This is a genomic window from Mycobacteriales bacterium (assembly GCA_035533475.1).
GTDB lineage: Bacteria > Actinomycetota > Actinomycetes > DATLTS01 > DATLTS01 > DATLTS01.
Window position 1 is genome coordinate 1 of sequence record DATLTS010000032.1, and the last position, 22,516, is coordinate 22,516.

General features: G+C 70.5%; 19 protein-coding genes. 3 read left to right on the top strand and 16 right to left on the bottom strand.

The genetic code is table 11. The features are described from left to right. Positions 1–25: 25 nt before the first annotated feature. From VNG13_06730 to VNG13_06745, 4 genes are all read right to left on the bottom strand, one after another. On the bottom strand, positions 26–538 hold the full coding sequence (locus tag VNG13_06730; protein HVA60215.1) for an SRPBCC family protein: 513 nt from the start codon (positions 536–538) through the stop codon (positions 26–28). Further along, complete coding sequence (locus VNG13_06735) at positions 535–855, bottom strand: helix-turn-helix domain-containing protein (protein ID HVA60216.1); 321 nt, start codon at positions 853–855, stop codon at positions 535–537. The genes VNG13_06730 and VNG13_06735 overlap by 4 nt, the downstream gene beginning before the upstream one ends. Before the next feature lie 407 nt (positions 856–1,262). Continuing rightward, positions 1,263–1,649, bottom strand: coding sequence for a hypothetical protein (locus tag VNG13_06740; GenBank protein HVA60217.1), 387 nt, complete (start codon positions 1,647–1,649; stop codon positions 1,263–1,265). Between the two features lie 636 nt (positions 1,650–2,285). Beyond that, positions 2,286–2,813, bottom strand: a complete 528-nt coding sequence (locus VNG13_06745) for a low temperature requirement protein A (protein ID HVA60218.1) — start codon at positions 2,811–2,813, stop codon at positions 2,286–2,288. A gap of 498 nt (positions 2,814–3,311) precedes the next feature. Between VNG13_06745 and VNG13_06750 the strand changes: the two genes are divergently transcribed. Then, entirely contained in the window at positions 3,312–4,427 is a 1,116-nt protein-coding gene (locus tag VNG13_06750) for a hypothetical protein (protein HVA60219.1), read from the top strand. On the opposite strand, the gene VNG13_06755 is transcribed toward VNG13_06750, so the two are convergent. The 6 genes from VNG13_06755 to VNG13_06780 all read right to left on the bottom strand — a co-directional run bounded on the left by VNG13_06755 (position 4,396) and on the right by VNG13_06780 (position 11,550). Then, a complete protein-coding gene (locus tag VNG13_06755; GenBank protein ID HVA60220.1) occupies positions 4,396–7,146 on the bottom strand; it encodes a penicillin acylase family protein in 2,751 nt (916 codons plus the stop codon). The genes VNG13_06750 and VNG13_06755 overlap by 32 nt on opposite strands. A 242-nt stretch (positions 7,147–7,388) precedes the next feature. Then, positions 7,389–8,774 carry an NAD(P)(+) transhydrogenase (Re/Si-specific) subunit beta gene (locus VNG13_06760; protein ID HVA60221.1) on the bottom strand — a complete coding sequence of 462 codons (1,386 nt, stop codon included), beginning with the start codon at positions 8,772–8,774 and terminating at the stop codon, positions 7,389–7,391. Then, complete coding sequence (locus tag VNG13_06765; GenBank protein HVA60222.1) at positions 8,771–9,112, bottom strand: NAD(P) transhydrogenase subunit alpha; 342 nt, start codon at positions 9,110–9,112, stop codon at positions 8,771–8,773. Before VNG13_06765 ends, VNG13_06760 begins: the two co-directional genes overlap by 4 nt. Continuing rightward, positions 9,109–10,248: a Re/Si-specific NAD(P)(+) transhydrogenase subunit alpha gene (locus VNG13_06770; GenBank protein HVA60223.1), complete on the bottom strand. Its 1,140-nt coding sequence runs from the start codon at positions 10,246–10,248 to the stop codon at positions 9,109–9,111. The genes VNG13_06765 and VNG13_06770 overlap by 4 nt, the downstream gene beginning before the upstream one ends. A gap of 141 nt (positions 10,249–10,389) precedes the next feature. Further along, complete coding sequence (locus tag VNG13_06775) at positions 10,390–10,512, bottom strand: hypothetical protein (protein HVA60224.1); 123 nt, start codon at positions 10,510–10,512, stop codon at positions 10,390–10,392. Between the two features lie 12 nt (positions 10,513–10,524). Then, positions 10,525–11,550 carry a DUF4192 domain-containing protein gene (locus tag VNG13_06780; protein HVA60225.1) on the bottom strand — a complete coding sequence of 342 codons (1,026 nt, stop codon included), beginning with the start codon at positions 11,548–11,550 and terminating at the stop codon, positions 10,525–10,527. Between the two features lie 208 nt (positions 11,551–11,758). Here VNG13_06780 and VNG13_06785 point away from each other — a divergent pair, with 208 nt between their 5' ends. After that, positions 11,759–12,949: a MarP family serine protease gene (locus VNG13_06785; protein ID HVA60226.1), complete on the top strand. Its 1,191-nt coding sequence runs from the start codon at positions 11,759–11,761 to the stop codon at positions 12,947–12,949. An 11-nt stretch (positions 12,950–12,960) separates the two neighbouring features. On the opposite strand, the gene VNG13_06790 is transcribed toward VNG13_06785, so the two are convergent. The 5 genes from VNG13_06790 to VNG13_06810 all read right to left on the bottom strand — a co-directional run bounded on the left by VNG13_06790 (position 12,961) and on the right by VNG13_06810 (position 19,324). Next, positions 12,961–13,866, bottom strand: coding sequence for a lysophospholipid acyltransferase family protein (locus tag VNG13_06790; protein HVA60227.1), 906 nt, complete (start codon positions 13,864–13,866; stop codon positions 12,961–12,963). A 5-nt stretch (positions 13,867–13,871) separates the two neighbouring features. After that, positions 13,872–15,452 (bottom strand): lactate racemase domain-containing protein, encoded by a 1,581-nt coding sequence (locus VNG13_06795; GenBank protein ID HVA60228.1) that lies wholly within the window; start codon positions 15,450–15,452, stop codon positions 13,872–13,874. Further along, on the bottom strand, positions 15,449–16,642 hold the full coding sequence (locus VNG13_06800; GenBank protein ID HVA60229.1) for a zinc-binding dehydrogenase: 1,194 nt from the start codon (positions 16,640–16,642) through the stop codon (positions 15,449–15,451). The genes VNG13_06795 and VNG13_06800 overlap by 4 nt, the downstream gene beginning before the upstream one ends. Beyond that, positions 16,642–18,906, bottom strand: coding sequence for an HAD-IB family hydrolase (locus VNG13_06805; protein ID HVA60230.1), 2,265 nt, complete (start codon positions 18,904–18,906; stop codon positions 16,642–16,644). The genes VNG13_06800 and VNG13_06805 overlap by 1 nt, the downstream gene beginning before the upstream one ends. Before the next feature lie 76 nt (positions 18,907–18,982). Next, positions 18,983–19,324 (bottom strand): co-chaperone GroES, encoded by a 342-nt coding sequence (locus tag VNG13_06810; protein ID HVA60231.1) that lies wholly within the window; start codon positions 19,322–19,324, stop codon positions 18,983–18,985. An 88-nt stretch (positions 19,325–19,412) separates the two neighbouring features. On the opposite strand from VNG13_06810, the gene VNG13_06815 reads away from it, so the two are divergent. Next, complete coding sequence (locus tag VNG13_06815; protein ID HVA60232.1) at positions 19,413–20,927, top strand: MFS transporter; 1,515 nt, start codon at positions 19,413–19,415, stop codon at positions 20,925–20,927. 2 nt (positions 20,928–20,929) lie between these two features. On the opposite strand, the gene VNG13_06820 is transcribed toward VNG13_06815, so the two are convergent. After that, a complete protein-coding gene (locus VNG13_06820) occupies positions 20,930–22,441 on the bottom strand; it encodes a wax ester/triacylglycerol synthase family O-acyltransferase (GenBank protein ID HVA60233.1) in 1,512 nt (503 codons plus the stop codon). Positions 22,442–22,516 lie beyond the last annotated feature (75 nt).

Consider the following 22,516-nt stretch of genomic DNA (forward strand, 5'->3'; position numbering starts at 1 on the left):
CGCCCCCCCGCGACAGTGGAGATATCTAGGCTCGGTGCGGACTGGGCAGTGGCGCGCCAGTTTCGAGGACGGTCTTGAGGTTGCTCAGGATCCAGGCCCAGCCGACGACGCTCGCGGCCGTCTTTGGCGAGTCGTCGAGCCGGTCATGGACGAGAGTGAGCTTTGTTGTGTCAACATCGGCCGCCTCGAGTTCCCAGGTGACGCGGCTGGCGGGTTCGGCCGCCATGTCGGCGTCGTAGAGGCTCTTCCAAGTGTGGACGAGCCGGTGCGGTGGGTCGTATTCCTCGATGAGGTTGTCGCCCCACTGCTCGCTGTGGTCGGGTGACCAGGAGCGGATCCGGCCGCCGACGCGGTAGTCGGCTTCCAAGTGCTGACCGTGGAAGAAGCGGGCGACCTGCTCGGGTTCGGTGATGGCCGTCCAGACGGTCTCGAGCGGGGCGTTGATGTAGAGCACGTACACCTGCGTGGCGCCAGCGACTGCGCGCGGCGGCAGGGGGGTCGGGGCCGTGGCGGGGACGGCCGGCTCGGTGGTGGTCATGTGGTGCCCTCCAGACGGTTCTTGAGATCGAGAAGAAGGTCGAGCTGCCGGGCGCGGTACTTGTCGATCCACCGGTCGGCGATCAGCCGGATGGGGACCGGGTTGAGGTGGTGCCGCTTGTGGCGACCGTCGCGTCGTGTGACGACGAGCCCGGCTTGCTCGAGCGTTGCGAGGTGCTTCATCACCCCGAACCGGGTCAGCGCCGGCACCTCTGCCTCCAGCTCGCCAAGCGTGCGGCCGTCACACTCGAAGAGCCGGTCGAGCAGCAGGCGCCGCGTCGGGTCGGCCAGTGCACGGAAGACCCGGTCGTCGCCCACGTCGTCCGCCATAGGGTAACCATAGGTGACCTAGCAGTCACGTGTCAATACAGTCACGTATCGTTTATTGACGGCCAGCCAGTTCGGTGGGTTTCCCGCATGCCCGCTCGTCCAGCTCCGCCTGCCTCGCCTAGCTATCAACGCACTCATCTGCCGCGACGCGGTCGCTCACCGAAGTCCGCGTGCGACCGCTGATCGCATAGTTATGCAGCTCGGGACGTCCATCCAGGTCCAGCCCGGCCGTGGAATCACCAAACAGAGTGCCGGCTCTCGTGCGTCCCCCTGGGACGACTGCTCAAGTTTCCGGTAGCGCCGGTGCCCGGCTCGACGAAGTGGTAACGCCGCCGGCTGCAACGGCTCGTCTGAAACGCCCACTCAGCTCGATCCCACCAGCGCGCCGACTCGGTTCAGCCGACGAGCTGGTGGACCCTCTGGTACGACACGCCGGTGAGGGTGCCGATATCGCGCAGGTTCATGCCACGCGCTCTGAGGGCTCGGGCAGTGACAGCCGTGAGTGCAGCAAGCTCCTTTTCCGACGCTTCGAGGTTGGCGCGGCGCTCGCGTAACTCGGCGGCACGGCGACCTATCTCCTCGTCGTACTCGATGTCGAGATCGATGTCGCTCGGATCCACCACGTCACCAGTCATGAGGTGGATCACCTCGGCGATCCGGCTTGGGAGCTGGTCGAGCCGACGGGCCTGCGTCACACCGCCGGCTGCGGGAACGGCAACCCAGTAGCGCCCGTCCCATTCGACGGCTGCTCGGTACGTCTCGGTCTTTGTGCGCTTGGTCATCGCTGTAGGTCCTTCTGGAGCCACTTGGGTCCGAATTCGGCTGCGAACACCCGCTCGATGTTGCGGAGCACTCCTGTGCTCTGCTCTCGGTCACCAGCCACGATCGTGTTCGTCAGTCCGCCAGGGGTCAGCCACTTCTCATGCGAACCTTCGGTTGCAACGAGTACGCATCCCCTTGCGGTGAGAACCTGGCGAACCCTCCGTGTTGGTACCGGCTTCACCTTAGCAGTCTATCACCTAGACTTACCAAGTCTAGTGTCTAGACAAGTGACGGTAGCGCCGGGCATGGATGCAGCGCCCGCCCGCGAATGCTTGACGGCTATGTTCGCGCCCGCCGGCTACGTCGGGACGAGCTGTGGATCGGCTCACGCGGCTGGTCTGTCGCCGGTTGACTTGTAGGGCCGCGCGCTCGCCGACGCGATCGCTCCGCTCGCCACCAGATCAGCTCGTAGGCATGCAGGGCGAGCCACGCGGAGGCGACGAGCGCGGACACGGATACCGCGACCGGCGTGAGCGCGGCGAGTACGACGCCGGCGATCGGCCGCCCGTAGCCGAGGGTATGTGAGGCGCGCCAGCGCAGCGCCACGAAGGCCAGCAGGTATAGGGCAGAGCCGCAACAGAGAGCAAGAGCTGGGATCAGGGGCAGATGCTTACTGACGTGAGCGAGCGTGGTACGCATCGCGAACCCGAAGAGCAGGATCCCGGCCACCATCGGCAGATGCAGGTACGTGTACGCGTCACGGGCGAAGGCGACCCGTGCCTCGCCCGATGCTGGGCGAGCAGGTGTTCGATGCCTCCAGAGGCGAAGTCGAAGTAGGCGAGCCAGAAGCTCGCGGCAACTACCAGACCGAGCACCGCCGCCGTGATGACGCTGGCACTCAGATGCGTTGAGCGGGCTCCGAAGCCGATCGACACGAGCGATTCGCCGATCGCGATGACGATGATCAGGCCGTGGCGCTCGGCGAAGTGGGTCGGATTTACCCGCCAGCCCCGTAGGCCGAAGAGGTTGGGGCCGAACATCCCCGCCAGGAAGGCGACGGCCCAAAGCACTGGCCGGACATCCGCCGGGACGAATGCCGCGGCCAGGACGAGTGCCGCGCCCGGCATGGCCGTGCAGGACATCCGCAGCACCGCGCGCAGCTGGTCCGGTTCGTCCCCGCTCACTAAACTTATACATAGGCGCGTTCGGGTGGTATCTCTCAGAAGATCGCGTCGTGAGGACCGTTGAGGGCGCAATGAAGGATGCCGGTCCGACCGAGGGGATTTTGGCGCTGACACGGAGCTTGTCCCCGCGTTCCATGTTTGGTGGCGTACAGGCTGGGACGCGCAAATCTTCATAGACAACCTGGCGTCCCCGCTAGCCAACCGGGTTCGGTTGACCACGGACGGGCTGAACATCTACGTGACGGCCATCGAGAACCGGTGTTGCTCCTTGCGCGGCAAGCGACTTCGACGGGCGATCTTGACCCGGCAGGTCACACCAGGCCCAGGTCGACCTTGACCTCGTCCAGGGGTAGGTAGTCGGCTTCCTCGCGGGCGGCACTTACCGCCAGCTAGGTCATGTACCCATCGGTCCCACGGTCGCCGCGGGCTGCGGCCGGGGCATCGAGTTGCGCCAACCCGGCGCCTGACCCCCACCTCCGGCGTGAGACTCTCGGCGGGATGACGACCCTTCCCCCGCTGCGACTGCCCCAGGTCGGCGACCTGCCCGGGGTGGGAACCCCGATCGACACCCTCGCCGGCATCGGGGAGACGGACGGTGGCTTCGGCGCCCGGCTGCGGCGCGCCCGGGAACTCGCCGCGGCACTTCGCAACGAGTTCCCGAGCACCGGGATGCCCGACGCGGTGGACACCTTCGACTTGGTGTCGCTTCCGTATCCGACCCGGTTCGGCTTGTGGCGGTCCGCGGTCACCCCGGCCCCGTTCCTCACCATTACCAACCGAATGCTGATCGTGCGCTGGACCGAGTCCGACGCCACCCCGCGGATCCTGCTCTGGGAGCCGAGCGACGTTGAGCTCGACGCGAACACCCCTTACTTCGCCGAACTGGCCCGGCGCATGCCGGATCGGCTGCGCCGGTTCGCCGTCCGCGAGCACGGCGACGTCCTCGGCCGGCTCCGCGAGGCCGGCGTGGACCCGGCGGACGTGGACTACCTCGCCTTCGACCACCTGCACACCCAGGACGTGCGCCGCTGGCTCGGCACCACGGAACCGCAGGCGGACATCAGCCCGGACCGGGCGATGCCGGCCGCCTTCCCCCGGGCCCGCCTCATCGTGCAGCGCGACGAACTCGCGGCGATGGCGGACCTGCACCCACTGCAACTCCCCTGGTACCAGCCACGGACCTTCGCCGACCTACCCGCCGACCGGCTGCTGCCCATCGATGGGGACGTGCTGCTCGGCCCCGGGGTGGCCCTGCTCTCCACCCCAGGGCACGTGTTCGGGAACCAGAGCCTGTTGCTGCACACGGCGACCGGCCTGTGGGCCAGTTCCGAGAACGTCATCGCGGCCGAGTGCCTCACGCCCGAGGTCAGCCGGATCCCGGGGCTGTGCCGCACCGCCCAACGTTGGGGCCGCGAGGTCGTTCTCAATGCCAACACCATCGAGACCACGGCCGAGCAGTACAACTCGATCGTCGTGGAGAAGACTCTGGTCGACCGGTCGATCCGCGACGGCCGGTTTCTCCAATTCTTCCCGTCCAGCGAGCTCACCCGCAGCCGGCTGGCACCCGGGGCCGGACCGACCTTCAGTCACGGCGGGATCCGCCACCGGCGCTGAGCCGCCGCCGGCGCCAGCCGAAGGCCGCCAGCACGAGCAGGGCGAGCCCCCCGGCGGCCGGCATGGTCCCGGCACCCGTGGCCGCGAGCGTGCCGCCGCCGGTGGCGCCCGCGGCCCGGGAGGGGGTCGAGGCCGTCGTCGGCCGCGCCTCGATGACCTGGCCATAGCTGCCGCGGTTCGGCAACGGGTCCAGCGCCGGGACGCTGATCGCTCCCTGGGCCTGGAACTGCCCGGTCTCCACCGGCTCGTTCCAGTGGGCCACGTCCGAGCCTTGGGCACTGGTGAGCTCCGCGGCCGCGTCGAGCGCGGCCTGGTACAGCGCGTGCTGCTCGCCACCGGCCGTCCCGAGCCAGTTCCAGTGGGTCTCCCCGCGCAGCGCGGCGACGAGCACCTGCTCGGTCGCGTCCTCGAACTTGTACGTCGGCGCCGAGAGGTTGTCGACCGAGACGTAGTGACAGGGTGGGCTGGAACAGTCCAGTCCCGCGTTGCGCGCGAAATCGCCCCGCAACGTCGGTGCCTCGGTGCGGGCCAGCACGTGCTCCATCCACCGGTCGAAGAAGACGACCGCCGGGGACCCGTAGCCGCCGGTCCCGTTGACGAAGTCCCGCCGGCCGTCCCAGGTCGCGAGATAACCACGAACCTGCTCGAGCTGCGGATCCGTCGTCGCGGCCAGCGCCGCGCGCAGATAGGGCAGGAACACCCGGGCCGGGTTGTCGAGGTAGGCGACGTCGCGGGGGACCTGCCCGAGCTCCGCGAAGCTCAACGGCGCCCGCCGGGCGACATCGGCGGCTAGCGGGACCGATTCCCACTCGTCCCCCCAGAAGCCGGCCTCCCGACCGGACAGACCCTTGGACCACCACCCGACCGCCGGCTTGCCGTTCCAATTGACGACGAACCCGGTCGACGGATTGACCACATGCGGGTGCGCCGGCCAGCTCTCGAAACCCTGCCAGTCGTAGGCGCCGGTCCCGGGCATCGGAAGGGTGGGGTCGGCATTGGCGGCTTCGATCGGATACACGCCGGTGTGCCAGTAGCCGATCGTCCCGTGATCGTCGACATAGAAGAAGTTGAAGCCCAACCCCATGTTGGACACCGCCGCCCCGAAGTGGGTCGCGTCGTGCTGCTGACCGGCCAGGTCCCACGCCTGAAGCGACTGGAGGATCCGACCGTCGACGGTAGATGCGTGAACGTATAGATGGTGATCGGAATCGGGGTCGGCGACCGCATTGCCGTGCAGGGTCCGGTAGAGGTGCATCGTGGTGGGCGTCAGCGGGCACAGCGGCGGAACCTGCGGGTTCGGCAGCCCCGTGAGCAGCCCGGTCACGTCGGTCGGGGGGTTGGTGCAGCCGAGGGTTACGGTCTGCTCCTGGATCGGAAGCCAGCGACCGTCGTGGAGGTAGTGGGTGTTGGACGCGTCGAGCTGCTCCACGTACAGGTCGGAGTTCGCGTCCTCCGCCGAGGTCACCGTCCATGCGGCGTCGGCGTTTCGACCGATCACGAACAGCGGGATGCCGGGGACCATGATCCCGCGCTCGTCGCGCACCGGATCATGCACTTCGGCCTCCCAGAGGAACCCGGGCACCGCCCAGCCGGTCTGTGGCCCGCCGTAGAGCATCGGCGCGTGGTCCTTGGTCAACCGGCCGGAGACGATCACCGCGTTGCTGCCCCAGCGCGGAATGGCGAGCAGGCGCTGAAGCAAGGTGACCTGCGCCGCCGCCAGGTCCACCCGGCGCTCGATCGGCGCGACGTCAGCGAGGGGTGGCAGCGTGGACGGGTCATGGTTGGCGTAGCGCGAGCCGGTGAAGGCGCTAGGCACCGGACGGCCGACGTGCCGCGGGAAGATGCCGTCCTGGGCGGCGATGGACGTCGGGGCCCGCGGGTCGTCGAGCGGAAGGAGGTCTTCGAAGATGGTCTCGGCATGGGGCTGGCCGTATTCGTTGACCAGATCGAGGTAGGTGACCGCCGCCCCGAGCTCGCTGCCGCCGAACTCGCCGAAAAACCTCGCCGCGTACTCGCCGAAGCCCAGACTGTCACCGACCGTCCAGGATGCGATCGGGTAATCGTTGAGCAGAAGGAACTCGGCCGGCAGCTTCGTGACGTCGGTCTCGGCCTGGCGGATGTATGCGTTTATGCCGTCGGTGAATCGCTGGAGCCCGATCCGGTAAGCGGACGGGAGCCGGGAAAATTCGGCGTCGAGCAGCGCGGTCCCCTCGCTGGCGCGGTGAACCGCCATATCCATCGGCAACCCGCTGGGCCCGATCAGCTGGGCGAGCGTCCCGTGCCCGACATGGCGGAAGACCTCCATCTGGAACAGCCGATCCTGGGCCATCGCGTAGCCGATCCCGTAGTAGAGGTCGGCCTCGCTCGACGCGGTGATGGTCGGCACCCCGTAGCTGGGATCCCGGTAGATGAGGACGTTCGGGTCGCCCGGCGCGGGGCTGCCCTCGCCCTGGCCCTGGAACTGCATCGACTTGTAGGTCCAGCCGGTGTAGAGCGGCAGCTGATCCTGGGTGTGCGGACCGTACGTCGGGGCGACCCCCGTGGTCGCCGCCGTGAAGCTCGGCAGGGTGTCCAGCCCGGATTCACCCGGCGGGACGACGTTCACCGCCCGTAGTCGATCCGAGGTGGGCCCGGCGCCGCTCGCTCCGGCTCCAGGCGGCACGGCCAGGGCCAGCGCCGCGCCGATCAGGACGAAAAGAGCGCCTCGGTCAGCTCGCATACCGTGAACTTAGGCACCGGCCGGAGATCTCCTGCCGGCACGGACGAGGGGGACCCCGGCAGGGTAGCCAGGGTCCCCCTCGGTCGGCCCGTTAGGTCGCCTCACGGCGTCGTGTCGCTCGTAGCGACTGGTTTGGGTCCGGGGGCCTAGTTGCGAACCGACCCCTTGAACTTCGACCGACCCGAGCCGGGTCGATACGGCCGAACGGGGGTCCCTCCGGAGCCGACCGGCGGACATGGCGACTAGGCGCTCTTCACCGCGGCGACCAGCGCCGTCAGGGTGTCCTTGGCGTCCCCGAACAGCATCGTGGTCTTGGCGTTGTAGAGCAGCTCGTTGTCGATCCCGGCAAAACCCGGGCGCATGCTCCGCTTCATGAACACGACGTTCGTCGCCGCATCGACGTCGAGGATCGGCATCCCGTAGATCGGGCTGCCGGGCGAGTCCCGCGCCGCCGGGTTCACGACGTCGTTGGCGCCGACGACCAGCACGACGTCGGTCTGTGGAAACGTCGGGTTGATCTCATCCATCTCTTTGAGGTGCTCGTAGGGGACATTCGCCTCGGCGAGCAGAACGTTCATGTGGCCCGGCATCCGACCGGCCACCGGGTGAATGGCGTAGGCGACCGCGGCGCCCCTGGCTTCGAGCAGCTCGGCTAGTTCGCGGATCGTGTGCTGGGCCTGGGCGACCGCCAGCCCGTAGCCCGGGACGATCACGACCCGGCGCGAGTAGGCAAGCAGGACCGCGACGTCATCGACCGAACCCGTCCGCACCGCCCGGTCGCCGGCGCCCGCGGCCAGCGCCACAGATGTCCCGCTCGCGGTGAACGACCCGAACAGGATGTTCGGGAGCGAGCGCCCCATGGCCTGGCTCATCAGCCGGGTGAGGACCGTTCCGGATGCACCGACGAGGGTCCCCGCGACGAGTAACAGGGTGTTGTGCAGGACCGCACCCGAGGCCGCGACGGCGAGCCCGGTGAACGAGTTGAGCAGGCTGATCACGACCGGCACGTCGGCCCCGCCGACCGGCAGGACGAACAGCACGCCGAGCACGAGCGCGGCAACCGCCAGGATGGCGAGGGCCGGTGTGCTCCCCGTCACCAGCACGACGACCAACAGCACGAGCACCACGGCCGCAACAGCCGAGTTGATGTATCTGCCACCCGGGATCGTCACCGGCCGGCCGGTCATGAGCTCCTGAAGCTTGGCGAAGGTCAGGACGCTGCCGGTGAACGAGACGCACCCGACCGCCGTGCTGAATACCACGGCGAGCGCGGTGCCGACCGCCGGGCCACCGCCGATCCGCACGAAATCGGCAATCGAGACCAGCGCCGCCGCGCCGCCGCCGACCCCGTTGAAGGCGGCGACCATCTGCGGGATCGCGGTCATCTTGACCGAGCGCGCGGCGGGCACGCCGATCACGGTGCCGACGGCGACACACCCGACAATCAGACCGATCCGGTGCAGGCCGGGGACGAAGAAAGTGGCGATCGTGGCGACCACCATGCCGAAGGCGCCAACCAGATTGCCGGCCCGGGCGGAGCGGGGCGAGGACAAGCCCTTTAGGGCGACGATGAAGCAGACCGCCGCGAATAGGTACCCGAGCCGGATCGCGTCGATGCGCGCCGTCACGCCGACCCCTGTCGGTCGCGGCCGCGCGAACTTCGGCTCTTGAACATCTCCAACATCCGGTCCGTGACGACGAAGCCGCCAACAACATTCACAGTCGCCAGGATCACCGCCGCGACACCCAGGCCGATCTCGGGCCCGTCGGTGGCGAAGCCAAGGATCAGCATCGAGCCGATCAGGATCACCCCGTGGATCGCGTTCGCGCCGGACATCAGAGGCGTGTGCAGGATGCTCGACACCTTCGAGATGACTTCGAAGCCGACGACGACGGACAGGATGAAGATCGTGAGCAGCGCCAGCCCGCCCTCGCCGGTAACCCCTACCGCTGCCAGGCTCCTCATCGCCCCTCCCCCCCGGCCGAGGCCTCTAGGGCGGCCGCGTGCACGATGGTGCCGGACCGGACCAGGCAGCAGCCGGTAACGATCTCGTCGTCGAAGTCCGGTTCCAACCGGCCGTCCCGCGTCATCAGCAGCACAAGGTTGGCGACATTGCGGGCGAACATCGCGCTGGCGTGCGCGGCCAGTTGGCTCGGCGCGTTGCGCAGTCCGATGACGGTGACGCCGCTGTGCTCGACGTCCTCGCCGGCTCGGGTGAGCTCGCAGTTGCCGCCGCTGTCGGCGGCGAGATCGACAATTATCGACCCCAATCTCATGCCCTCGACCATGGAGGTCGTCACAAGGACCGGGGCCGGACGCCCGGGGACGGCCGCGGTCGTGACCACGACGTCGGCGGCGGCGACCCGCGCCGCCAGGAGCTCGCGCTGCTTGGCGAGGAAATCCTCGGACTGGACCCGGGCATAGCCACCGGCTCCTTCCTGGCTCTCCAACGGAAGCTCGAGGAAAGTGGCACCGAGGCTGCGCACCTCGTCACCGGCCGCCGGCCGGACGTCGTAGGCCTCGACGACCGCGCCGAGCCGCCGAGCGGTCGCGATCGCCTGGAGTCCGGCGACCCCCGCGCCGAGGACGAGGACCCGGGCCGGCGGCACGGTTCCGGCGGCGGTCATGAACATCGGGAAGAACTTCGGCAGCCGGGTCGCGGCCACGAGGACCGCGCGGTAGCCACCGGCCAGCGCCTGCGACGACAGCGCGTCCATGCTCTGCGCCCGGCTGATCCGGGGCACCAACTCGAGCCCGAATACCGTGGCCGCACGTGCCGAAAGTGCGTCCAGCAGGTCGCGGTGCCCGGCCGGCGGAAGGAAGCTGACGACGACCGCGCCGGTTCGGAGCCTCCGGACGGCCTCGAGGCTGGGCGGTCCCACCGCGAGGAGGACCTCGGCGCCGCCGAGCAGGCCATCGAGGTCGCCGGACACCACCGCTCCGGCCGCGGCGAAGGCATCATCCGGGACGAGGGCACCGATGCCGGCACCGGCCTCGATGTGCACCTCGTAACCGGCCGCGGCCAGCTTGCTCACCGTGTCCGGGACGGCCGCGACGCGCCGCTCACCGGCAGCGGTCTCCCGGACGACGACGAGGCGCACGCAGGAACCGTAATGCCTGCATGCATCCGCTGTTCGCCCGGCCGGTCACCTCCGGCCGAAGGCGTAGGCGGCGATCGCCGCCGCGGCGGCCAAGTTGAGCGAGTCCACCCCCGGAGCCATCGGTATCCGGACCCGCTCGCCTTACGCGATGAACAGACCCTCCCGCGGATCCCGCCGCCGGCGCAGCGCCGCGTCGGTCAGCGTCGTGAAGTCGACGAGGCGGGGGTCGGCCGGGTCGGTCACGGTGACGATGTCGCGAGCCATAGTTGCGCATCATCACCGCGACGAGGGGGTGTCGACCAGGCGGGCCAACCGACCGGCCAGCGGCGCCATCGGGCCCGCGGCCCGAACCTGCGAGGCCGCGGCGCGGGCCAACGGCGCATCGCCGTATCGGCTGGCGACCGCAGCCAGGATGAGCCCGGGGCCGCAGGACCAGCCGGCCGGCGCCCGCCGGAGCAGCTCCGCCCAAACGGCGAGGCCGGCCGCCCCGCGGCGACCCGCAGTCCATTCCGGTCCGCGTCCGCACCGGTCGAAGACCGCGGGGTGGTGAACGCCCACGACCAAGCGGGCCACGGTGGCGACCGGGAGCGGCCCGGCACCGCCCGGCGTGAGATGACCGCGCACGGTGGCCCCGAGCAAGGCGAGCGTTTCGGCACGCAGGCTCCGAGCGGTCCGGGGGTCCGCTGCGAGCCGAGCCCCCACGGACCCGCCTGCCCGCGCCACCGCGCGCTCCACGCGGAGCCGGTCGAGCCCGCGGTCCGGCCGGACCAGATCGGACAGAGCCTGCCGGCTGGGCAGGACCGCCAACCCGGCCGCCACCAGCGTCGCGGCCACCCGGGCCGGCCCGCCGGGGACGGTCGGTTCAAGAACCGGGGTGCCATCGGGCGGACAGCACGCCGGGTCGGCACACAAATGGGACCACCATCGCCCGGCCTCGACCCGCAACGCGTCCCGGATGCCGATGCGGCGGGCAGCCAACTCCGCCTCCAGGCACGGCCAGAGCGTCGCCGGCGCCCGTCCGAAGACGACCACGACGACCTCGGCCACGCCTTCGGCGGCCGATTCGGCGACCAGCTCGCGGGCGACCGTTGCGGCGTCCGCCGCGGCCGGAATGTCGGTGCGTGACACCGACCGCAGGCGCGACCGTGGTGGCGCGCCGGCCGCGGAGGGCAGTCGGCTGAGCGCCAGGACGATCACGCTGCGATCCGGGCGATACCCGAGGAGGTACGGAACCGCGGCGATCACGTCCGCCGGTTCGAGCAGCGCCAGCGTGGCCGGGCCCGGGGCTGCGAGATCGACCATCCGAGCAGGGTGGTCCGCGACCCGTCCGGGGGCAACGACCCGACGCCGGACTGTGGATCCCCGGCCACCCGGCGGGGTTGTGGATACGGCCCCCGGTTTGCACCCGCTCCGGATCGCCAGGCACGATATCGAGCGGACTAGGACAGGAGAGTGCCAGCGTGGGCCACGGCTGGACGAGCGCCGTGACCCGGCAGCCGGCAGGAGGGCGATGAGGGGCGACCTTCTCGACCTGATCCTGCTCGGCCTGATCCTGCTCTCGGCGGTCCGCGGTTACCGACGCGGATTGCTCGTCGGTGCCGGATCCCTGATCGGTCTGATCGGTGGGGCGCTGCTCGGCACCCGGGTCGCCGGACCGATCGCGAACGCCTTCACCTCCGGTCGCGCGGCAGCGGTCCTCGGGCTCGCCGTCGTGGTCTTCTTCGCCGTGCTCCTACAGGAGGTGCTGGCACACGCGGCAGCGACCGCCCGGAAGGCGATAAGGTTCACGCCGCTGCGAACCCTGGACGGGATCGGGGGTGCGGCGCTTTCCGTCTTCGCGCTGCTCTTCGTCGCGTGGGTGATCGGCTATGCCGCGGAACGCTCGCCGTTCACCACCCTGGCGCGGCAGGTGCAGCGGTCACGGATCCTCACGGCGGTCGACGCGATAGTGCCCAGCCACCTCTACCTCGACTTCTCCACCTATTTACGACTGTTCGAGCAACAGGGGCAGTCGATCTTCGTCGGCCTGACCCCGCCCAGCGCGCCGCCCGTGCCACCACCGGTGAACGGTGCCGTCCCGCCTGCGGTGCTACGGGCGGAGGCCCCGAGCATCGTGAAGATCGTCGCACTGGAGCCGGAGTGCAGCCAGCAGACGGAGGGCAGCGGCTTCGTCTATTCGGGCGACCATGTGCTCACCAACGCCCACGTGGTGGCCGGCAGCCGGGAGGTGCACATCGTGGCGGACGGCTCCGGCTCCGGTCTCGACCTGCCGGCCACCGTCGTCCTCTACGACCCGAACGTCGACATTGCCGTCCTCGAGGTGCCCGGCCTGTCCCGGCACGCGCTGGCCTTCGCCGGGCGGGCAAGCACCGGTGACTCGGCGGAGGCGGCGGGATACCCGGAGAACGGTGGCTTCACCGCCACCGCGGCCCGAGTCCGCGGAGAGGAACCGGTCAGCGGGCCGAACATCTACGACAACCGCACGGTCACCCGGCACGTCTACGTGCTGCGCGCCCAAGTCCGGCCCGGCAACAGTGGGGGGCCGGTGCTCGCACCCGACGGTCGGGTCTACGGCGTCGTGTTCGCAACCTCGACCACGGATCCGCAGACCGGCTACGCGCTGACCGCGGCCGAGGTCGCCGCCGATGCGAACGCCGGGGCGACCGCAACTTCCGCCGTCGGCACCGAGGGCTGCACCTAGCGGGTCCCGGGTCAGCCTTTCCAGGCCCCGCGTCGGACCGGGATCGCCGGGGGGGTTGAGCTCTCCCACGTCCGCCGCCACTTTGCGACCGGCGGACCGGAAGCTGCCGGGGTCGTCCCATCGGCGGCCCGGCGGGCGGCGTCCCACCAGGTCGACGCGTCCTCATCGAGCAGCTGGGCCAACGAGGCGGACATCCGACGCGCGAAATCGCGGGCCGGCTCACCGTCGCCCACCCACAACGGCGGGCCGAACCGGACCCGGACCGGCGGCCGTCCCGGCAGGGGCCAACCGCGGCCGCGCGGCATCGCGGCGAAGGATCCGCGCAGGGCCACCGGGACCACCGGGACCCGGTGTGCCGCGGCAAGGTACGCGGCACCCGGCCGCAACGTCCCGACCCAGCCGTCCGGCGAACGGGTGCCTTCAGGGAACACGACGACGTTCCACCCGTCGTCGAGGACGCGCCCCGGAGTCGCGGCCAGCGAGCCGGAGCGCCGCTCGATCGGGAACGTGTTGAAGACGACGGCGGATCCGACGGCGCGCCACCAGGTGTCGAAGAAGTAGTCCGCGGCCGCCGCGACCGCGGTCCGGCGGCGCCAGGCATCGGGCAGCGAGAGCAGCAGCAGCGGGGTGTCCAGGTGGCTCGAATGGTTGGCGATGAAGATGACCGGCGGCTCGAGGTGGTCGAGGACGTCGAGCCCGCGGACGTGCGTACGGATCTCGGCCTGCAACAGGGGGCCGAGCCCGAACCGGTGAACCCCGTCGCGCACCGCGGTCATCGTCCGGCTTCGGGCCCAGCCGGTCGGGAACTCGCGCCGGGCCCGGTCCGGCTGGTGCGCTTCCGCGGAACGCGGGACCAACGGGCGGTGCGTCCAGTGCCAGCCGCGGGATACCTGTCGCACATCGCCTGCCAGACCCATGGTGCTCAGCGCACCTCAGCGATCGTGTGCGGTGGCGTGTGCAGGTAGGTCATCGACGGGCTCGACCCCACTGTGCCGGAGACCATCTCGAGGGCGTCCGCGAGCGTCGTCGCTGCCCGGAACCCCATCCGGGCCACCGTCCGGCGGTCCGCCCCCACCCAGACGACATCCCCTACGTGGTCGAGCGCGTGCGCCGCCCAGTACCACATGTAGAACGGGTGCACGCCGTGGTAGGCGTAGGAGGTCCGGTACAGGTGGATGTACCAAGGGTCCGTCGCGTACTGCCGCTCGAACTTGGCCTCGACGGTGGCCGGGTCGGTCGACTCGGCGAGCACCTCTTCGAAGAAGTCGACGTACGACGGATGGTGCAGCTGGCTGAACTCGTAGGGCACCGGGTGGTAGAGGATCACCGCGCCACCACGGCGGACGAGCGGCATGCCACGGTAGGAATTGAACAGGTATCCCAGGCCCAGGCAGGTCGCGAGGATCGGGTTCATCACCGAGTTGACGTTGTACGGGCACAGGTATGGAAGGCCGAGCACGAGGACGTCGGACTGACCCTCGACCTCGACCAGCTGCTGGCGGTGCACCATCGCCAGGGTTCGTTCGTGCACCTCCTCCGTCTCGCCGGCGGTCACGCCGGTGACCCCATAGGGCGCTTCGAGGGAACGGAACACCCGGCGACGGATCGCAGCGGGCGCGACCGCCAGGGCCCGGCGGGCGGCGAGCATCGATGCCTGATCGGACAGCGCCCACTCCCATTCACGCTTGACGAGGAACTGGAAGGGCGCGGGGAACACGTCGTTGTTCAGGGTCGTCTCGATGGTGAAGATCTTCAGATGTTCCGCGAGCAATCGGCCCATCCGCCAGGCCGAGCTGTGCAGGGCCGAGCGCTCGGCGTCCATGAACGACCGGGAGTGCACCATCGTCTGGGAGTTGTGGTGGTGCCGAAGAGACTTGTAGGAGGCCAGCCCCACCGGCACCGACTTGTGACCGCCGTCCATGGCCACCAGGTTGATGTTGACATAGACGAGCAGGTCGGACTCCGCGGCCCGTCGGTTGATCTCGACGTCCTCGTCCTTGTCGGTGAGCCCGATGTGCGTGAGGTTGGCCCGATCCTCCGCGTCGTGATTCGTCAGCTGGCCATTCGGGAAGAACGATCGGAACACCCGCTCCCCGACGATCCGCTCGAGCTCGCTGGGGGTAAGCCGCCGGTGCAAGGCATTTGCCGCGATCAGCTCGACGTCGTCCACGCCGGCCGCCGCCGCCATGGTCAGCACGGCCTCGATGACCCGCTGGCGGACGTCGGGACGACGCATCGGCGGGAGCGGCAGCGAAAGATCGTCGAACGCGATGGTCAGCCGCATTCCGGGGCGCAGCAGTGACGGCAACGGCTCGCACCCGAGCGGATGGAGCAGGGCCTCCCGGATCATCCCGTCCAGGTCGGCTATCGCCGGCAGCGGGTCCGGTGGGTAGACCACCCGGGTCCCGAGCGGAAAGGTCTCGAGTCGAAATCCTTCCCCCTCGTGAACGACGAGCGGCGGGGTGCGCTCGTCCACCTCGAGAACGAAACCGGGGCGGCTCACGAGCTACTCCTCGGATCGAAGACGACCTTGACCGTACCGAGTCGGCCGGCGGACAGGGCGTGGTCGAGGGCCTCCCGCCACCGGTAGAGCGCGTAGGTCCCGCCGACGAGCCCGTCGAGGGGGGCGGTGCCAGCGATGTCCAGGGCGGTGCCGAAGGCCGAACGCCCGTCCGGGCCGGTTCCCCCGGAATATGCCCCGACCACCTCTAGTTCGCGAAACCACGCCGGCGAGAGATCCGCGCCCGGTGCCGGCATGGCGGCGCACACGACCCGGCCGCCGGCCCGGACCAGCCGCAGGGCGGTGTCCAGCGAACCTCGGCTACCCGCTGCGTCGATCGCGACGTCGACGCCACCGAGCAGGAAGTCCGGTCCGCGCTCGGGGCTCAGTCGCAAGGCCCGGGTGGCCCGCCGGACTCCCCCGGTGACCTCACCGGGTCCGACCACCGCAGTGGCGCCGAACCGCCGGGCCAGCTCGGCTTGGCGAGGGTGTTTGGCGACCACCGTGACCGGCCCCGACCCGGTGAGCGCGCGCAGGGCGAGGACCGTCAGCAGGCCGACGGCTCCGGCGCCGACGACGAGGACGGAACCGCCATCGGGAACCGCGGCCCGCCCCGCGGTGTGCACCGCACAGGCCAGCGGCTCGACGAGGACGGCCCGTTCGTCCGGCAGCTCGTCGGGAACCGGGTGCAACTGGGAACGGTGCGCGAGCATCGTGCGGCTCCATCCCCCGCCGGTCTGCTCGCAGTACCCGGTCTGTAGGCCCGGCGACAGGTGCCCGACGGTGATCCGATCGCAGCGGTTCGCGTCGCCGGCCGCACAGGCCGTACACGGTTCGAAACCGCGCGGAAGGCAGCCGAGGACAGGGTCGAGGACGACGCGGGTCCCCCGGCCGAGATCGTCACATTCGTCGAGCAGCTCCCCGACCACCTCGTGGCCGGGGACGAACGGGAGCGAGACCAGCGCGGAGAAGTAGAACGAGGCCGAGCCGGACACGGTGGCCAGATCGGAGCCGCAGATCCCCGACAGCCGGGGCGCCACCCGGGCCCAGCCGTCCCGCACCGGCTTAGGTTCCTCCCGGTTGACCAGCCGGAGCGGGGCGACCGGGCCGGCGATCAGCCCCGGGACCCGGGAACCCAGGGCCCGCGCCGCGACGTAGCGGGGCAACGAGCGGTAAACCTCGAGGGCAAGCATCAGCGCACCCCGGCCCGGGGGTGGGCGGCCACCGGCTGGGCTGCAATGCGCGCGGCGCCGGTGCGCCAGTCCTCGATCGGCCAGCGGCCCCGGCGAGCCGCGCGGTAGAGCGCGACGTCGGGGTTGACCGCGACCGGGTGACCCACGGCCCGCAGCATCGGCAGATCCGAGTGACTGTCCGCGTAGGCGTAGCTCGCGGCGAGATCGAGCCGCTCGATCGATGCGTAGCGTCGCAGCCAGGCCGCGCGACCCTCCCCCACGAGCGGGGGGGAGGCCAGGAAACCGGTGGCGCGGCCGCCCGCGTCGAGTGAGAGATCGGCGGCGACCACATCGTCGAACAGCGGCTGCAAAGGGCGGGTCAGCGGCCGGATCGCCCCGGTGATGAGGACCGTGCGATGACCCGCGGCCCGGTGCTCCCGCACCCGGCGCAAGGCGGTCGGGGACACCCGGGAAAGCACGAGGTCGGCCACGACCTCGTCGACCAGGTTGTCGAGCTCGGCCAGGGCGGCGCCGGCATAGCGCCGGTAGACGGCCCGGAGGAAGGCGCCCCGGTCCCGGCGCTCGGCCCGCAGATATCCGGGGAGCCGAGTGGCGAGCGAGCGCAGCTCGTCGAGGCGCCTCGCGCCGTTGAGCTCGCCGAACCGGAGCCACAGGTAGGACTCCACGACGTTGGAGGACAGCAGAGTGCCGTCCATGTCGAAGGCCGCCAGGATCTCCCCCCCGGCCGGCAGGCCGCGAGCAACGGCAGCCGGCCGGGCCGGGCGACTCGACATCATCGCGCGCATCGACCCGGCGACGCTCGGACAGTGCACGTCGACGATGTAGCGCGGCCAGTCGACCGCCGCCGTGTCGAAGCCGAACGCGGCCCGGTCTTCGGGCTCGAGCGAATTGTGCAGCGCGAGCGTGCGGTCGTCGGTGAACACGAGCTCGGTCTCGACGTACGGCCGGTACAGATCGTGGTAGCGGCGAAGGAACTCGAGCCGCTGCTTCTGCCGGTCCAGGCTGCGCGCCGCCTCCCGAACCCGGGTCGACCGCGGCAGCCGGCTCACCACGGAATCAGCCGCCGCATGGGCCCGCTCGCTCGAACGCAACACCCGCTCGACACTGTCCCCGCCGGGCCATCGCCAGGTGGGGAGCCGGGCGGCGCCCCGGCCGGGCTGCTCGAACGGGTGCGCCTCGAAGTAGGTCCGGACGTGATCGTGCAGGTGACGGAAGGTCAGCGGGTTCCGGGCACCCGAACTCACGTGGTAGTAGGCCCGCCCACCGGGCTCCGGCGGGTGCGCCGCTACGGCGAGCAAGGCGCCCACCACATGGTCGACCGGCACGATGTCGGCGATGGCGTCGGGGGCGGCCGGGAATTCCGGGAGCTCGCCCCGACCGTAGGCCAGGATGATCGGCTCGGCCATCTTGAAGCCCTCGATCCAACCCGGGTATGGCCGCTCGAGGGCCGATTCGATGATCGACGGTCGGACGATGGACACGGGCCACTCGCCGGTCAGCTCTTCGACGGCCCGCTCGCCCAGCGCCTTCGTGAACGTGTACACATCCGTCCAGCCGAGCGAACGGGCACGCTCCCCACCGGCCGCGACGAGTCGCTCGCGCACCCAGTTTCGGCGCAGCCGCTCCGCGTCGGTCGCCGTGGTGATCGGGCCGGACCGCCGGTGATCGCGCTCCGCCTGCTTGTGCAGCGCGGCCAGCCGCGAGGGGGAACGCGACGCATCCTCGATCGCCGTCCGGAGCCGCCCCGCGGCGGCCGTCTCCTCGCGCCAGTCGACCTCGTGGTCGAGGCTGGCCTCGGGCACCGCCCCGCGCCGGCGACCGGAAACGTACGCCGTCGAGACGTGGACGTAGTGGGGTCGGGCCCCGGCGTCGGCGAGCGCCCGCAGCAATGCCTCGGTGCCTGACACGTTGGTGGCGAAGCCCTCATCGATCGGCGGGTCGAACGAGACGTCGCCCGCGCAGTGGATCACCACGTCGACGTCGGCCGGGAGCGGTGGCAACGCGGCGAGCTCACCTTCCAGGACGGCGACCCGGGCGTCGAGAACGGCTAGCCGGTCCCCCCCGCCGGCCCACCCCGCGAACGCCGCCTTCCCGACGAGCTGGTGCAGCCGGTCCCGCCCGGACTGGCCGGGCTTCGGCCTGATCAGGACGCTGACCGCGACCTCGGGCAGGTCGGCGAGAAGGCGCGCGAGCAGCGCCTCGCCGACGAAGCCGGTCACGCCGGTGAGGAGGACCCGCTTGCCGGCCAGCCTCTCCCGAAGCACCCGCACCTCCAAGTGTTATTCGCATCCAACCAGCGGAACGGTTCCGCTGGGCCGACCGGGGTTGGTCGGGCGCTCGTTAGAGATAAAGACCGGTGGCGCCGCCCTCGATGCGGTCGGCCGCGACAGCATGCAGGTCCCGCTCCCGAAGCAGCACGTAGAGCACGCCGTGCAACTCCACTTCGGAGCGATCCTCGGGATCGTAGAGAACCCGGTCGTTCGGTTGGACATTGCGCACGTTGCCGCCGACGGCGACCACTTCGGCCCAGACCAGCCGGCGCCCCATCTTCGCCGTGGCCGGAATGACGATCCCCGCCGTGGAGCGCCGCTCCCCCGCATCCGCGTCGATCGAGACGAGGATCCGGTCGTGCAACATCCGGATCGGACGCTTGCTCTCGTCTCTCGCCGCGGTCGGACTCACAGCCACGACGTTAGTGCCGGCCGCGGAATACCCCGCGCCGGGTGTGGAGTTGACTCCCTCGTCCGCGGCCAACGACGAGGGGGCGAGGGTGCGCCAGGGTACCCGGATCGGCGCGGCTCGAGACGCACCCGCGGACGGGATCATCCTGGCGCTCGTCTGCCTCGCCCAGTTCATGGTCATTCTCGACGTTTCAATCGTCAACGTCGCGCTGCCCTCGATCCGTTCGGACCTTCACTTCAGCCCGATCGGCCTTCAGTGGGTGGTCAACGCCTACACCCTCACCTTCGCCGGGTTCCTGCTGCTCGGCGGCCGGGCCGCCGACCTGCTCGGGCAGCGTCGGGTATTCCTGGCCGGTCTCGGCCTGTTCACCGCGGCCAGCCTGGTGGGCGGGTTCGCCCCGAACGGCACGGCCCTGCTGATCGCCCGTTCGGTACAGGGCCTCGGCGGGGCCGTGCTCTCGCCGGCGACCCTCACGGTCCTGATGAGCACCTTCCCGGAAGGTCCCCGGCGGGCCAAGGCGATCGGCCTGTGGAGTGCGCTGGCCGGCGCCGGGGGCGCCACCGGCGCGGTCTTCGGCGGGCTCCTCACCGCCGAGGCGTCGTGGCGCTGGATCCTGTTCGTAAACGTGCCGATCGGCGCCGTCGGGTTGGTCGCGGCCCGGGTGTTCCTCCGGGGGGACCCGCCGCGCCAGCCGGTGCGAGGTCGGCTCGACCTGCCGGGTGCGGTCCTGGTGACGGCCGGGCTGGTCGTCGCCGTCTACGGCATCGTCAGCACCGACCAACACCCCTGGGGCTCCGGCCCTACCCTGCTCACCCTGGCGGCGGCCGCCGCCCTGCTGCTCGGCTTTTTCATCCGCGAGGCCCGGTACGCGCGCCAACCGCTGATGCCGCTGCGCGTGTTCCGGTCGAGGTCGGTGACCGGGGCGAACGTGGTGATGCTCGGGATCAGCGGTGCCGTGTTCGCGACCTGGTATTTCCTGTCGCTGTACATGCAGAACGTGTTGGGGTACTCACCCGCTGCGCGCCGGGGTCGCCTTCCTGCCGCAGTCGCTGGCCATCATCGCCGGCGCCCAGCTCAGCTCGCGGCTGGTGAGCCGGATCGGGGCCCGGCGGCTGCTGCTGCTCGCTCCACTGTCGTCCGCCACGGGCTTGTTCTGGCTGTCGCGCCTCCCGGTGCACGGCAGCTACGTCACCTCCTTGCTCGGGGCGAGCATGCTGACCACTTTCGGCATCGGGCTGGCCTTCACCCCGATCGCGGTCGCCGCCACCTCCGGGGTGGCCCGTGCCGAGGCGGGGCTGGCGTCGGGGCTGGTCAACACCAACCGCCAGATCGGCGGGGCGGTGGGGTTGGCGGCGCTGGCCACGGTGGCCGCGGCCCGAGCGCGGAACCTGCTCGGCCCGGATCGGCTCGCCGCCCTGTCCCGGGCGGGCATCGGAACCGGTCGCCCCCCGGCCGCGGTGGCTCAGGCGCTCACGTCGGGCTACGACCGGGCATTCCTCATCGCCGGGTTCGTCGCGCTGGTCAGCAGCGCGCTCGCGCTCATCATCCCGAGCCATGGCCGTCCGGATACGTGGCGGTGCGGAACGGCACGATCGTCCGCTGAGGTCAGCCCGCCGCGGCCCCGCGACCCGTCGCCGAGCGCCTGGACTTCGCCGTTCCGGCGGGGGTGACCGTGGCTGCCGGCTTCTGCTCCGCGAGCGCCCGGAGAGCGCTCATCTCCGCGTCCAGTTGCTCGGCCATCCGGTCGAGATCTGGCACCAGTTCGCGGCAGGAGATGAACCCGAAGTGCAGTGCCCCAAGGTAGCCGAGCACCGTGATGTTGAGACCTTGACCGTCGGTGATCGCCGACAGGGGGTAGATACCGACGAGTTGAGCACCAGCCAGATACAGGGGCCGGTTTGGCCCCGGCACGTTGGAGATCATGAGATTGAAGGGGCGGACCCGCTCGATCAGCCGCAACCGGGCCGCGGCCCGGGCCGCACGGCCGGCCAAGGCCGGCATCGCGAATTCGTTCACGTCGGCCAGCAGATTCGCCGGGAGCGCCTGATGCTGGTCCTTGGCGGCCCGCATGGCGTCGTGCGCCGCCCGTAGCCGTTCCGCGGGATCGGAAAGGTGGGTCGGGATCGGCGCGATCATCGTCGACACCCGGTTGCCGAGCGTGCCACTCTGCTCGGTGGTACGCACCGAGATCGGAACCCCGGCCAGCAGGGCGGCGTCCGGCAGGGCGTCGTGCTCGAGCAGCCAGCGGCGCAGGGCACCCGCGCACAGGGCCATGACGACGTCGTTGACGGTCAGCCCGAACGCCACGCGCAGCGGCTTGATCTGGTCGAGCGGGATCCGGGCCATCGCAAAGTTGCGATGGGCGCTGATGCTGCGGTTGAACGGGGTCGCCGGTGCCCGCAAGGCCGATTGGGACAGGACCGAGCCGTCGTCCCGGCGAAGCAGCCGATCGATCAGCGGCAACCTGGGTCGCGCCGGCAGGGTGACGAGTCGGGGCACAGATCGGGCCAGGCCGGCCGACATCCGAACGGCCCGCCACGGGTTGCCGGCCAGCGCCCCGAGGCTGCGGGCGAGCATTGCCGCCGTGCCGGGAGCGGTCTCGGGAGCCCACTGCGGCGACTCCCGCTCGCCCTCCCGGCCGTCTGGCGCCAGGTCGAGAAGAGCGGTGAGGATGTCGTTGCCGGACACCCCGTCGATCGCCGCGTGGTGCACCTTCGTGTAGACGGCCTGCCGGCCGCCGGCCAGCCCGTGGATTAGGTAGAGCTCCCAGAGCGGGCGCTGGCGGTCCAGCGGCCGGGCGTGCAGCCGGACCAGTTGGGAAGCCAACTGCCGATCGTCGCCCGGCGCCGGCAGGGCGAGCTCGCGGACGTGGAACTCGATGTCGAAGTCCGGGTCGTCGATCCAGTACGGGTTGTCGAGCCCGAGCGGCACCTGAGCCAAGCGTCGACGAAAGGGCGGGATCAGGTGCAACCGAGATTCCACGCCCGCGGTGACCCGGTCGAGGGTGAGCGGGCGCCCGGGCGGCGGCTCGAGGACGGCGACGCTACCGACATGTCCGTAGGTGGTCGCGGTCTCGATCGAGAGGAACACGGTGTCGAGGCCGGTCAGCTGGTGCATTGCAGGCTCCAGGCTCGGGGATGTCGGCGCTGGGTTCAGCGAACACCATGGCGGCACGGCGCGCCAAACCGGGAC